Genomic DNA, 13605 nt, shown 5'->3' with positions numbered 1-13605 from the left:
CACATGAATATTTTTCTTTTAGGGAAACTGGATGAGGGTTATATTCTTTTTATTACTATTTTTGTATCTAATAATTATCAATGAATTAATAAGTTTTATATGAGAAAGTTGAAAGATTTATTCTTGATTTCGGTGGTACTGCTGCTCGTTAGCTGTTCCATGTCGGCCAAATCGGATAAGAATGAAACGGAAAAGGTGGCAGCCCAGGGCGAAGTTGTCGTTTTGGACAAAGCTAATTTTCTGACCAAGGTATATAATTACGAGAAAAACCAATCGGAGTGGGTTTACGAAGGTGAGAAACCTTGTATCGTAGATTTCTATGCCGACTGGTGCGGCCCCTGCAAGAAGGTGGCTCCTATCCTGAAGGAACTGGCCGGAGAGTATAAGAACGACATCATCATCTATAAGATCAATGTCGACAACGAGAAGGAACTGGCTGCCGCTTTCGGCATACAAAGCATCCCTACCCTGCTGTTCATCCCGGCAAAAGGCAAACCGCAGCTGGCTCAGGGCGCACTTTCAAAGGAACAGTTTGTTGAACAGATCAACGGTTTCCTGTTGGGCAAGAAATAAAATCCGGACGAGCGGATTTGAAGGAAGTTGTAAGATGTTATGTTTTACAACTTCTTTTGTTTTATAGAAGCGGGAAAGCAACCGGACAAAGAGTGACGGATACAGACATAAAAAAAGAGGATATCTCTCAGCGAGACATCCTCTTTTTTATTTGGCATTTTGCACGAATTATTCTGCGCTTTCTGCTGCCGGAGCTTCTTCTACAGGAGCGTTTGCTGCTGCTTCTTCAGCTGCTTTTGCTGCAGCGGCGGCTGCTAATTCTGCTTTCTTTTTAGCTACTTCTTCAGCTTTTGCCTTGTTAGCTTCTTTTTCTGCATCCAAACGAGCTTTTTCTGCTGCTTTGGCTGCTTCGCTATCCTTAGACTTTACTGCTTCAACTGCTGCCTGTTTGTTTTTCAACCAAGCCTGGAATTTTGTTTCCGCTGCTGCTTCGTCGAAAGCACCCTTCTTAACACCTTCCAATAAGTGTTTCTTCATGCATACACCTTCGCGTGAAAGAATGTTACGAGTTGTGTCTGTAGGCTGTGCACCTACCTGTAACCAATACAAAGCTCTTTCGAAGTTCAAATCTACTGTAGCAGGATTAGTGTTCGGATTATAAGAACCTATCCTTTCAATAAACTTTCCATCACGTGGAGCCCTGCTGTCTGCGACTACGATCTGATAAAAAGCGTAGCTTTTGCGACCGTGTCTTTGCAATCTAATTTTTGTTGCCATGTTTGAATTATTATTTTACGCTGTTTGTATTAGCGGGTGCAAAGATAGTGCTTTATGCACATAAAACAAATATTAAGCGGGTATTTTTCTTCCTAAAACCTACATTTCCATCGGCATAGCGGGTGCGGGATTGCTTATACGAACATTTTTCCTACCTTTGCGCCTTCTTTTTACTATATATATAATGTACGTATGATTTCAATTGATGGACTTACAGTAGAGTTTGGCGGCAGCGCCCTCTTTACAGATATATCTTTCGTGATTAACGAGAAAGACCGGATCGCCCTGATGGGTAAGAACGGGGCGGGCAAATCGACTTTGCTCAAGATACTGGCCGGGGTACGCGAACCGAGCCGCGGAAAGGTTTCGGCCCCAAAAGATACGGTAATCGCTTATCTTCCACAGCATTTGATGACCGAGGACGGACGCACGGTATTCGAGGAGACGGCGCAGGCATTCGCCCACCTGCATGAGATGGAGGCCGAGATCGAAGCGATCAACAAAGAGCTGGAGACGCGCACGGATTACGAGTCGGACAGCTACATGGAGCTGATCGAACGGGTATCGACCCTGAGCGAGAAGTTCTACTCGATCGAGGAGATCAACTACGACGCCGACATCGAAAAGACGCTGCTCGGATTGGGTTTCAAGCGCGAGGACTTCACACGCCAGACCAGCGAATTCAGCGGTGGCTGGCGGATGCGTATCGAGTTGGCCAAGTTGCTGCTGAAGAAGCCCGACGTGTTGTTGCTCGATGAGCCGACCAACCACCTGGATATCGAGTCGATCCAGTGGCTGGAGGATTTCCTGATCGAGAACGGACAGGCGGTGGTGGTGATCAGCCACGACCGCGCGTTTGTCGACCACATCACCACCCGTACCATCGAGGTGACGATGGGACGCATCTACGACTACAAGGTGAATTACAGCAGTTACCTCCAGCTCCGCCAGGAACGCCGCGTGCAGCAGCAGAAGGCTTTCGACGAGCAGCAGAAGATGATTGCCGAGACGCGCGAGTTTATCGAACGTTTCAAGGGAACCTATTCCAAGACCTTGCAGGTGCAGAGCCGTGTCAAGATGCTCGAAAAGCTGGAGATACTGGAGGTCGACGAAGAGGACACCTCGGCTTTGCGGTTGAAATTCCCGCCTTCGCCCCGCTCCGGCTCGTATCCGGTGACGATCGAAAACGTGGCGAAGTCGTATGGCGACCACACGGTGTTCCGCAACGCCAACCTGACTATCGAGCGGGGCGACAAGATTGCCTTTGTCGGTAAGAACGGCGAGGGTAAATCGACACTGGTGAAATGTATCATGAAAGAGATCGAACACGACGGTACGCTGACGATCGGGCATAACGTGATGATCGGCTATTTCGCCCAGAACCAGGCCTCACTGCTGGATGAGAACCTGACGGTGTTCCAAACGATCGACGATGTGGCGGTAGGCGACGTGCGCAACAAGATCAAGGATCTGCTGGGCGCATTCATGTTCGGCGGCGAAAATTCGACCAAGAAAGTGAAGGTTCTTTCGGGGGGTGAGCGCACGCGCCTGGCGATGATCAAGCTGCTGCTCGAGCCGGTCAACCTCCTGATCCTCGACGAGCCGACCAACCACCTGGACATGAAAACGAAAGACATCCTGAAGCAGGCGCTGCTCGACTTCGATGGTACGCTGATTGTGGTGTCGCACGACCGCGACTTCCTCGACGGGTTGGTAACCAAAGTCTACGAGTTCGGCAACCAGCGGGTGACGGAACATCTGGAGGGTATCTACGAGTTCCTCCAACGCAAGAAGATGGAAAACCTCAACGAGCTGGAACGGTCGAAAAAGAACTGATACAGCCTGCCGGCAAAAGGATCGCGAAATCCTTTCCGGCGAGATGCCTACCTTTTCCCAAAGAGGATGCGCCCTTTTACGCAAGGGGGTACATGCTTTCCGGAAAAAGGCAGGCATCTTTTTTTTCGGCCATACACGGGTTTCCCCGTCAGATCTTCATCCCGATGCTGAGACGCAGGTCGTAAGTCGAACGGTTCACGTCGTCGTGGTAGGTATAATGGGTGCGGCGCGAGAAATAACGGTTCGACAGGCTGATATTCCACTTCTTGTCGGAAAGATACATCAGCCGCACCTCCATCACCGTCAGGCGCGAATGTCCCTTGTCGCCCTGCACGTTAAAAGTGTGCGGATCGACGGTCGAGAGGTCGATATCCGGGTCGTATCCTTTCCAGGTGAAGATATGGTAGTTCTCGAGGTTGAGCAAGAAAGCCCAGTGGCGATTGTAAGTCAAACCGGAGAAGGCCTTCGCGCTGTAGCCGCTTCCCATGTTGTAATCGCGGTTGTCGAGGCGGAAATAGTCGGACGAGCCACCGCCGAGCGCCACACCGTTGAGGTAGAACGAGCCGAAGGCATCCACCTTGTCGTCGGGTTCGGCCCGCTTATAATAGATGATCCCCCCTCCCACAGCTGCGGCTTCGGAGATGCGGTAGGGCGCCACCTTCCCTCCTTCGCTCGAACGTAGTTGCGAGTCGTAATAATCAAAGTGCTGGAAAACTCCGGCGGTGAGCGAACGGGCTCCTTTCTCCCAAACACGCTTGCCCCACAGGGCACCGATGGCGTTCACCTGGGTGATGACGGGCTGGCTCGAAAAGAAGTCGAACCCGGCACGCAACTGGAACCATTCGTAGGGCGAATAGAACTTATCTTCGAACGGGTCGCCGTAATCCAACCGCAGGCCGACATGCATACTGGTCGTCCCATGCTTGGAATGTTCCTGCTCGGCGAGGAAGCGCGGCCCGACGGTCAGTATGAAGTTCACGGGGACGTACGAGTAAGTTCTTCCCTTATGCGCCCGGTGCTTCCAGGCCTCCCCTGTGATCAGGCGGTTGATCCCCCTGACGGGAGAAATCAGGCCGGAGAGGATCTCGCGGCCAACACGTTCGGCACCGCTCGTACGGTCGTCGATAAAAAGATCCGAAAGGCGGTAGGTGATCTCGCCCAGTTCCACGCCCCCGAAGGTGGTGGCCAGCAGGTCGTTGATCGAAGGCGGTTCGTTCTCCATGAAAAATTCCCACATCAGGCTTCCGCTTGCCGCATAAGGGATTGATTGCCAGAAGTTCATCCCATTGCTACGGGCGGCGTTGAAATAGAGCGAACCGTGGTAGGGATGCGCCACGAGGTTGGTCGAAAACATGTCGGTGTCCCAAACCGGGCCGCGTCGGAAATTGCTCTTTATCGTATGTCCGTTGATACGTGCGAAGTCGGCGTTGAGGGCGAAACGGTCGAATGCCCAGATCCCCATGTTCAATCCGAACACTTCAGCTGCTGCCAGCCAGGGCTTCTTCGGCATGAAATAAGTGGAGTCGCTCACGTAATTTCTCGTATCCATTTTAGGGAAATGCTGCCCCCATGCCCACTGGAGCGAGAACAAGGAAAGCAATCCCATCCATATAATCTTTTTCATTCTCTAACAATCTTTTAACCTATGCATATACCTTTTCGTTCATGCAAACTTATACATAATTAACAGTACAGGACTCGTTTGGTTTAAATTATTGTTAGGTTGTCTCACTATAAACATCCACAATCCAAAGGAAATACTTATTTTTGCAGAAAAAACAAAATGATAGATTTTATCACCTTTTGCGACTATACCGGAACTTTTGCATTCGCAATTAGCGGTATCCGACTCGCTTCTGCCAAACAATTTGATTGGTTCGGGGCATATGTGGTCGGGTTAGTCACAGCCGTTGGTGGAGGTACGGTACGCGACATTCTACTAAATGCCACACCGTTCTGGATGGAACAGACATCTTATTTAACAGTATCGGCACTTGCGTTATTGTTTGTTATCATTTTCCGTAAATACGTTATCCGGTTGAACAACACCTTCTTTATCTTCGACGCGATCGGTCTGGGACTGTTCGTGGTGGTGGGTATCGCCAAAACGATCGAGTTCGGCTTCCCTATGTGGGTGGCTATCGTGATGGGGACGATCACCGGTTCGTTCGGAGGGATGATACGGGATATATTAATTAACGAAGAACCCCTGATTTTCCGGAAAGATATTTACGCACTGGCCTGCGTGTTCGGCGGATTTGTGTATTACCTCTGTATGCTGGCGGGACTTAGCCCGGCCATAACACAGTTCTCGTCGGCCCTGGGAGTATTCCTCATGCGCATTATAGCCGTAAAGTATCACATAAGCGTCCCGGTATTGAAGGGAGAAGAATAATTTATTACCTTTGCACTATGACAGTAAACATGAACGATCAGAAGGATAAGGCTTCTATCTTGCTAATCTATACAGGCGGTACAATCGGAATGATTGAAAATCCCGAAACCGGAGTACTTGAATCTTTTAACTTCCAGCATCTTAGAGATAACATGCCGGAGCTGAAGAAGCTGGGCTATTCGGTGTCGACCATCCAGTTCGACCCGGCGATGGACTCGTCGGAAATGGGGCCGGAATCGTGGATGAAGATTGTGAAAATTATTGCCGACAACTATGCCCAGTTCGACGGTTTCGTGATACTGCACGGCACGGACACGATGTCGTTCACAGCCTCCGCCTTGAGCTTTATGCTCGAAAACCTGAGCAAACCGGTTATCTTCACCGGGTCGCAACTACCCATCGGGATGCTGCGTACCGACGGAAAGGAGAACCTTATCACCGCGATCGAAATCGCCGCAGCCAAGGAAAACGGCGTGCCGGTGGTGCCCGAAGTATGCATCTTTTTCGAGAACGACCTGCTGAGGGGCAACCGGACAAGCAAGATCAATGCCGACAACTTCAACGCGTTTCGCTCCTATAATTACCCGGCGTTAGCGCATGCGGGTATTTATATCAAATACGATACGGGGCAGGTCTATCACCCGGTTTCGCGCAAACCGCTCAAACCGCATTACCTGCTCGACCGGAACATTGCGATACTTAAACTCTTCCCCGGGATCTCTCCCCAGGTAGTGGAAAGCATCCTCAATATCCCGGATCTGAAAGGGGTGGTGATGGAAACGTTCGGAAGCGGCAACGCCCCCAGCTACGACTGGTTCCTGACTATGCTCAGGGATGCGGTAGACCGGGGAATCGTGATTGTCAACGTCACCCAGTGCTGTGCCGGAAGCGTGGAAATGCACCGGTACGAGACAGGGCATAAATTGCTCGAAGCCGGCGTAATAAGCGGGTTCGACAGCACGACGGAAAGTGCCGTCACCAAATTGATGTTCCTTTTCGGCCACGGACTGAGTCCGGAGGAGGTGAAGGATCACATGAACTGTTCGCTCATCGGGGAAGTGACGATCCCGGATGCGTTCCGTTCTTGAATATATATACTATGTAAAACAGAATGAGCCGCGATGCGGATTTGAAGAATATGAAACTATCATTTCTAAGCTTAGCAAGTGGAAGCAGTGGTAACTGCTATTATCTGGGTACTCCCGAATTCGGGATATTGATTGATGCTGGTATCGGTATCCGTACCATCAAGAAGGTGTTGAAAGATAAAGCGATCGACATATCTAAAATCGTGGCTGTCCTGATCACTCACGACCATGCCGACCATATTAAAACCGTCGGTTGCCTGGGTGAGAAAATGAACCTCCCGATATATACTACCGCCGATGTTCACCGGGGAATAGAGAAGAGCCGGTATGTGGAAGAGACTTTGTACACCTCACGGCGGATCATCGAAAAGGAGGTTCCCTTTACCATCCGCGACTTCAACATCACGGCCTTCGAAGTGCCTCACGACAGCACCGACAACGTAGGCTATTATATAGAATACGACGAGCATAAATTCACTTTCGCCACCGACGTAGGCCATATCACCGACACGGTGACCCGTTATATGCGCATGGCCAACCACCTGATCATCGAAGCAAACTACGATGAGGAGATGCTCCGCTTCGGAACTTATCCGGCCTTCCTGAAGGAGCGCGTAGCCAGTCCGACCGGCCACCTGAGCAACCGTGAAGCTGCCGAGTTTCTGGCCGCCAACTACGACCCGAAGCTGAAAGATATCTGGTTGTGCCACCTGAGCCGCGACAATAACCATCCGGAACTTGCCTATAAGACGATCGATATTCGTCTTTTTCAGGAGGGGGTTCGGGTAGGCAAAGATGTCTCTCTTGTAGCACTTAAGCGCACCACGCCGTCTGATATTTTTGAATTCGAGTAAAATTCCTTTGAAAAAAGCGGGCGAAAAGTTTGCAAAGAAAAATTAAACCTCTATCTTTGCACCCGCAATCAGGAAACAACCTGAGGCATGAATGACTTGGTAGCTCAGCTGGTAGAGCAAATGACTCTTAATCATTGGGTCGAGGGTTCGAGCCCCTCCCAGGTCACTCTATAAAAAACCAACACATGTTGACTCGGTAGCTCAGTTGGTAGAGCAAATGACTCTTAATCATTGGGTCGAGGGTTCGAGCCCCTCCCGGGTCACAAAAAATAGTCTTTTACAGATTTCTGTAAAAGACTATTTTCGTATTACGGCATAGCAAAAAAACCGCCCTATTCTCACGAACAGAGCGGATGTTTGCCCCATGAAGGGCTTGGGATACAACGTTATTAGATATGAGGATTAACGTTATAGAGTAAAAAGTATGATTTCACCAATTACATAAAAAAAACTATTCTCACATTTTAATTTATCCAATCCACTATAAAATCAGAACCGGGTCTATTGCCCTTTTCCGGTATATGTATTTCACCGGAGATCTCCCAGTCCGTAATAAAAGCACCCGTATAATCCGGTTTGTAGCTCGCTTCCTGGTCTTCTTTTTTACCATTTGCTGAGTCGTCACAACCCCATACCGGTGAAGCACCACGTTTCCGCCGACGGGAAACAAACATTGATCTCTGTACCTTTTCGCCTCCTCCCGACCACAACGGGAAGAGATCAGTTTTAGCAAAAGTCATTTCAACTGTAATCATCTATGTAAATTTTAATCAAGCAGGCTCGAAAAAGCTCTCAAAAACTTTGATGTAAAGATATTCCACCAAAACCATTGTTTTACACCTATCTTCAGCTATTTCGGTTACGATATTTATAAATGTAGGGCACATCCGGAAGGAAATCCTCTAAAAAAGACAAAAACGCCCTCCGGGAAAAGAATTTACTCATTTCATAACAATTTTGTTTCGTTTTTGCCAAAAACTGCCTATTTTTGATAGTCAGGAAAACAACCCCGAACGGTTCCCAACATTTCCTGGCTGCCTCTTGTTGTATTGATATAAAAAGTAAGAAAATGAAGAATAAGACACACCAAAAAAGGGTCGCAGCCATACACGACCTTTCCGGCTTCGGAAAATGTTCACTCACAGTAGCTTTACCCATCCTCTCGGCAGCCGGTATCGAGGCAGCAGCCCTCCCCACCGCCATCCTGTCGACCCATACCGGAGGCATCAGCGGATACACCTACCGCGACCTCACCAACGATATGCGGCCGATCATGAAGCACTGGAAGTCGCTCGACCTCAAGTTCGACGCCATCTACACCGGCTTCCTCGGATCGTTCGAGCAACAGGACATCGTAAAGGAATTCTTCGATATGTTCCGCCGCGACGACAACCTGATCCTGGTCGACCCGGTGATGGGCGACAACGGCGAGCTCTATACCATCTTCACCCGTGAGTTTGCCGCCGGAATGCGGTCACTCTGCGAGAAAGCGGATATCATCGTCCCCAACCTGACCGAGGCGGCTCTGCTGCTCGACGAGCCGTTCCATCCCGGCCCTTATACCCACGCCTACATCGAGAGCACGCTCTGCAAGCTGGGGGCACTGGGGCCCCAAAAGGTCGTACTCACAGGCGTTTACTTCAAGGAGGATCAACTCGGGGCGGCCACTTACGACCGGACTACCGACACGATCGACTACGTTTTCACCCAAAAGATACCGGGCTATTACCACGGGACGGGCGACGTCTTCGCCAGTGCCCTCCTATCGGCCCTGATGAACGATTTCAGCCTGACCGAGTCGGCTGCCATCGCGGTGAATTTTACGGCAGACAGTATCCGGCGCACCTATAAGGCAAAGACTGATTATCGGTTCGGTGTTAATTTTGAACAAAGTTTTCCCGACTTTCTAAAAGAACTCAAACTCGTATAAGAGGATTCGATTTTATTTTTCATCTTTGCGCTACCATTAAGAATATAAACTTGAAAACTCCTATATAACAGATATGAGTAAAGTAAAAATTGCTATTTCCGGAATAGGGGCCGTGGGCGGATACTATGGTGGTTCGCTGGCTGCCTATTACGAAAACAACGACGACGTGGATATCTTTTTCATCTCACGTGGTAAGAACCTGGAAGCCATCAAAGAGAACGGACTACAGATAAAAAAATCCTACAGGCGGATCACTACCCGTCCGACGCTGGCAACCGACAACCCGGCCGAGATAGGGCCGGTGGACTACCTGTTCCTGTGTACGAAGAGTTACGACCTCGAAGATAACGTGAAGCACCTCGCGCCTGTGATCGGCTCTAACACCGTTATCATCCCTTTGCTCAACGGTGCCGACATTACCGAACGGATCCAGCAGATGGTTCCCGCCAACAAGGTATGGAAAGGCTGCGTCTATATCGGCGCGCGCCTGGTATCTCCCGGACATGTGGAGAAGTTCACGCTGAAAGACCGCCTCTTCTTCGGCAGCAACTATGAGGACTGGGAGCATCAATATACGCTCCGCAACATACTGCACCGTGCACGCATCGCAGTGACCAACCCCGACGATATCGACAAGGAGATCTGGAAGAAATTCTTTATGATCTCGACCGCCGCCACGATCACCTCCTACTTCAACGAGCCGATCAACGATGTGATAGAGAACCACAACGACTTCTTTATCACCCTCGGATACGAGCTCAAGAGCGTTGCAGAGGCCAAAGGCATCGAATTGCCGGACGACATCGTGTTCTCCTCCATCCAGTCGCAGAAGATGATGCCGAACGGATCGACCACCTCTATGCACAGTGACTTCCGGAAGGGTTCGCAGACGGAAGTCGAGACACTGACCGGCTACGTGGTGCGCGAAGCCAAAGCGCTGGGCATCAGCGTCCCCACCTACCAGTTCATGTACAAGGGACTGACGCAGTTCCCCTACCCCGGACGCAGCATCTAGGGCGGCAGCATACAACAACGAGCGGTACAGATAAAAAAGAACGAGCCGGAAATGAAAGTTTCCGGCTCGCCTGTTATAATAAGGTATAGGATCAGTCGCCTATATAAGTTTCCATGAACTTGGCATCGGGCGACGGGGAGATCGTCACCACCTGGGTATCGGCCGGGATCAACACCGTCTGTCCCTGATGGACGAAAATCTCGTTTCCTTTGTTATCGCGGATGGAAGCCTTGCCGCCCATGCAGATATATACCACGAAGGAGTCGAGTTCGGAGAAGTCGCGCACCATGATCGTGTCGATATCCAGCAGGTTGGTTGTGAAGTACTTGCAGTCGGCCAGCTCAACCGTTGCGTTGGTATGAGCCTTGTAATGCGTGCGGTAGTCGGGCAGCATGGTATAGTCGATGGCATCCTTGGCCAGCTCCGTGTGCAACTCGCGTCCGTTGCCGTTGGCATCCTTGCGGTCGTAGTCGTAGATACGGTAAGTGATGTTGCTGGTCTGCTGGATCTCGGCGATGAAACATCCGGAGCCGATAGCGTGGACGCGGCCTGCGGGCAGGAAGAACACGTCGCCCGGTGTCACTTCATAACGCTGGAGAACGTCCATTATGGTGTTGTTTTCCACCCGTTTCACGTACTCGTCGGCATCGATCTGCTGCGAGAAACCGGAATAGAGGGCAGCTCCCTTGGCGGCATTTATCACATACCACATTTCCGTTTTACCGAAAGAGTTATGGCGTTTCTTTGCCAGTTCGTCGTCGGGATGTACCTGGATCGACAAATCATCGCGGGCGTCGATAAACTTGATCAGCAGGGGGAAAGTCGTACCGAATTGCTCGATCACCTTCTCACCCAGCAACTGAGTGCCGTAGCGGCGTATCATTTCGTCGAGCGTCTTGCCGGCCATCTCGCCGTTCTCTACTATTGAATAGTTACCTTCCACGTGCGAAAGTTCCCAACTTTCACCGATACCTTCTTCTACCGGTGTGATACCCTTGAACGGGCAGATGTCTGAGCCCCCCCAAATGATCTTCTTGAGGATAGGCTTGAATGTCATTGGATATAACATACTGTGTTTCTGTTTTTTGGTTATTTCTTTACCTTTACTTTTCTCAATACAACAGCACTGCGTGCCGGTATGTAAAGTTTAAGCCATTCTTTTTTCTCTTTTTTATATAATGGGTCGAATTGTGTGAAATGATGTATCGTATCATCCGCCAGGCCGAAACCACCGAAACGGGCGGCATCCGTGTTCAAAACCACCTCATACTCGCCTGCGGGGACGAGGAAGCCATAGTCGGTAAACGACTTGGAAGGGCTGAAATTGAATACGAACACGAGGTCTTTACGCATATAGGCCAGTATCTGGTCGCCATCGCTGTCCCACACCTTCTGTATCGGGGTAGACTGGAAATTCTTCACGCTGCGGATCAGTTCGATCATCTCGCGGTCGAAGTCGCCCAGGTAGTGGTACTTAAGATCCATATTGTCTACCAGCTCCCACTGGCGGCGTGCGTACTTGTGCGACCATCCGTTGCCTTCGCGCGGGAAGTCGATCCATTCGGGATGCCCGAACTCGTTGCCCATAAAGTTGAGGTAGCCGCCGTTGATGGTCGAAGCCGTCACGAGGCGTATCATCTTATGGAGTGCGACACCGCGTTCAACCACGAAGTTATGGTCGTCCTTCTGCATGTGCCAATACATCTCGGCATCTATCAGGCGGAAGATGATGGTTTTATCTCCTACCAAAGCCTGGTCGTGGCTTTCGGCATAACTGATCGTCTTTTCGTCGGCCCGGCGGTTGGTCGTTTCCCACCAGATGGACGACGGATGCCAGTCCTCGTCTTTCTTCTCCTTGATCGTCTTGATCCAGTAGTCGGGGATATTCATCGCCATGCGGTAATCGAAGCCATATCCGCCGTCTTCGTACTTGGCTGCCAGGCCGGGCATGCCGCTCACTTCCTCGGCGATAGTGATCGCATGCTGGTTTACCTCGTGAATCAGCTTGTTGGCCAGCGTAAGGTAAGCGATGGCATCACCGTCCTGATGTCCGTTGAAGTAATCGCCATAATTGCAGAAGGCTTCACCCAGCCCGTGGCTATAGTAGAGCATGGAAGTAACACCGTCGAAGCGGAAACCGTCGAACTTATATTCTTCGAGCCAGAATTTGCAGTTGGAGAGCAGGAAATGAAGTACCTCGTTCTTGCCATAGTCGAAACAAAGCGAGTCCCAGGCCGGATGCTCGCGGCGCGAACCGCTGAGGAAATACTGGTTGTAGGAACCGTCGAAACGGCCGAGTCCTTCCACTTCATTCTTGACGGCGTGGCTATGCACGATGTCCATGATAACAGCGATGCCCATGCCGTGTGCGTCGTCTATCAGTTCTTTCAGCTCTTCGGGCGTACCGAAACGCGACGAGGCGGCGAAGAAGCTGCTCACATGGTAACCGAACGAGCCGTAATACGGATGTTCCTGTATGGCCATGATCTGGATGGCGTTGTAGCCTTCGCGGGCGATGCGCGGCAGGATGTTGCGGCGGAACTCATCGTATGAGCCCACTTTCTCCTCGTTGGTCGACATACCGATATGGCATTCGTAGATCAGCAGGGGGGCGGTATTGGGTTTGAACCGTTTGTTCCTGAACTTATACGGCACAGCCGGGTTCCATACCTGGGCACTGAATATCTTGGTGGCGTCGTCCTGTACGACACGCCGTATCCAGGCCGGGATGCGTTCGCCGCTACCTCCGTCCCACTCGACCAGCAGCTTGAACAGGTCTTCGTGGTGGAGAAGTTCTTCTTCGAGCGCAATTTCCCAGACGCCGTAGCCCTGGCGTCTCATCTTATATTGTTCCTCTTTTTTCCAGTTGTTGAACGTACCTATAAGGTAGATAGCTGTGGCATTCGGGGCCCATTCGCGGAACACCCACCCTTTGTTGGTCTTATGCAAACCGAAGTACAGATACCCGGAAGCCATCTCCGACAAGGTTTGTTTCCCCTTGTTAGTCAAGCTCTTTTCCTTGTCAATAACGTATTGATACCGTCCTTCTATCGCCTCTTTATAAGGGGCAAGCCAAGGGTCATTCTTTATTAGATTCAGCGACTCCATGATTTATTTGAGATTGGTTTAGCGCAAAGATAAAAGAAAAAAACATACCGTATTGATATTCCCGGGATATTTCTTAATTTTGCATCAAA

Annotated in this window: 12 protein-coding genes and 2 tRNA genes; 9 read left to right on the top strand and 5 right to left on the bottom strand. The window is 50.4% G+C overall.

Annotated elements, in window-relative coordinates; genetic code table 11:
* Window positions 1–99 precede the first annotated feature (99 nt).
* Window positions 100–573, top strand: a complete 474-nt coding sequence (gene trxA, locus HMPREF1212_RS07060; RefSeq protein WP_028728928.1) for a thioredoxin — start codon at window positions 100–102, stop codon at window positions 571–573.
* A gap of 168 nt (window positions 574–741) precedes the next feature.
* On the opposite strand, the gene HMPREF1212_RS07055 is transcribed toward trxA, so the two are convergent.
* Window positions 742–1290 carry a 30S ribosomal protein S16 gene (locus HMPREF1212_RS07055; protein WP_046148887.1) on the bottom strand — a complete coding sequence of 183 codons (549 nt, stop codon included), beginning with the start codon at window positions 1288–1290 and terminating at the stop codon, window positions 742–744.
* Between the two features lie 192 nt (window positions 1291–1482).
* Here HMPREF1212_RS07055 and HMPREF1212_RS07050 point away from each other — a divergent pair, with 192 nt between their 5' ends.
* Window positions 1483–3126 (top strand): ABC-F family ATP-binding cassette domain-containing protein, encoded by a 1644-nt coding sequence (locus HMPREF1212_RS07050; RefSeq protein WP_028728926.1) that lies wholly within the window; start codon window positions 1483–1485, stop codon window positions 3124–3126.
* Window positions 3127–3274: 148 nt separating this feature from the next.
* Here the strand turns inward: HMPREF1212_RS07050 and HMPREF1212_RS07045 are convergent, their stop codons facing one another.
* Window positions 3275–4750, bottom strand: a complete 1476-nt coding sequence (locus HMPREF1212_RS07045) for a DUF3943 domain-containing protein (protein WP_028728925.1) — start codon at window positions 4748–4750, stop codon at window positions 3275–3277.
* Window positions 4751–4909: 159 nt separating this feature from the next.
* Here HMPREF1212_RS07045 and HMPREF1212_RS07040 point away from each other — a divergent pair, with 159 nt between their 5' ends.
* From HMPREF1212_RS07040 to HMPREF1212_RS07020, 5 genes are all read left to right on the top strand, one after another.
* Window positions 4910–5521, top strand: a complete 612-nt coding sequence (locus HMPREF1212_RS07040) for a trimeric intracellular cation channel family protein (protein WP_028728924.1) — start codon at window positions 4910–4912, stop codon at window positions 5519–5521.
* Window positions 5522–5550: 29 nt separating this feature from the next.
* Entirely contained in the window at window positions 5551–6609 is a 1059-nt protein-coding gene (locus HMPREF1212_RS07035) for an asparaginase (protein ID WP_369800836.1), read from the top strand.
* 50 nt (window positions 6610–6659) lie between these two features.
* Window positions 6660–7463 (top strand): MBL fold metallo-hydrolase, encoded by an 804-nt coding sequence (locus tag HMPREF1212_RS07030; RefSeq protein ID WP_046150270.1) that lies wholly within the window; start codon window positions 6660–6662, stop codon window positions 7461–7463.
* A 93-nt stretch (window positions 7464–7556) separates the two neighbouring features.
* Window positions 7557–7629: transfer RNA gene (locus HMPREF1212_RS07025), tRNA-Lys, on the top strand.
* Between the two features lie 24 nt (window positions 7630–7653).
* Window positions 7654–7726: transfer RNA gene (locus HMPREF1212_RS07020), tRNA-Lys, on the top strand.
* A gap of 201 nt (window positions 7727–7927) precedes the next feature.
* Here HMPREF1212_RS07020 and HMPREF1212_RS07015 read toward each other — a convergent pair.
* On the bottom strand, window positions 7928–8218 hold the full coding sequence (locus HMPREF1212_RS07015; RefSeq protein ID WP_225608106.1) for a hypothetical protein: 291 nt from the start codon (window positions 8216–8218) through the stop codon (window positions 7928–7930).
* Between the two features lie 314 nt (window positions 8219–8532).
* Between HMPREF1212_RS07015 and HMPREF1212_RS07010 the strand changes: the two genes are divergently transcribed.
* On the top strand, window positions 8533–9393 hold the full coding sequence (locus tag HMPREF1212_RS07010; protein WP_046148886.1) for a pyridoxamine kinase: 861 nt from the start codon (window positions 8533–8535) through the stop codon (window positions 9391–9393).
* A gap of 73 nt (window positions 9394–9466) precedes the next feature.
* Window positions 9467–10408 (top strand): ketopantoate reductase family protein, encoded by a 942-nt coding sequence (locus tag HMPREF1212_RS07005; RefSeq protein WP_028728919.1) that lies wholly within the window; start codon window positions 9467–9469, stop codon window positions 10406–10408.
* A gap of 91 nt (window positions 10409–10499) precedes the next feature.
* Here HMPREF1212_RS07005 and HMPREF1212_RS07000 read toward each other — a convergent pair whose 3' ends face one another.
* Both HMPREF1212_RS07000 and HMPREF1212_RS06995 read right to left on the bottom strand, forming a co-directional pair.
* Window positions 10500–11477: a type I phosphomannose isomerase catalytic subunit gene (locus tag HMPREF1212_RS07000; RefSeq protein ID WP_046148885.1), complete on the bottom strand. Its 978-nt coding sequence runs from the start codon at window positions 11475–11477 to the stop codon at window positions 10500–10502.
* 20 nt (window positions 11478–11497) lie between these two features.
* Window positions 11498–13516, bottom strand: coding sequence for an alpha amylase C-terminal domain-containing protein (locus HMPREF1212_RS06995; protein WP_046148884.1), 2019 nt, complete (start codon window positions 13514–13516; stop codon window positions 11498–11500).
* Window positions 13517–13605: the final 89 nt, after the last annotated feature.

This window comes from Parabacteroides sp. HGS0025 (genome assembly GCF_000969845.1).
Classification (GTDB): domain Bacteria; phylum Bacteroidota; class Bacteroidia; order Bacteroidales; family Tannerellaceae; genus Parabacteroides; species Parabacteroides gordonii.
Note: the sequence above shows the minus strand (reverse complement) of the source record. Positions and strands in the feature narration are given on the sequence as shown.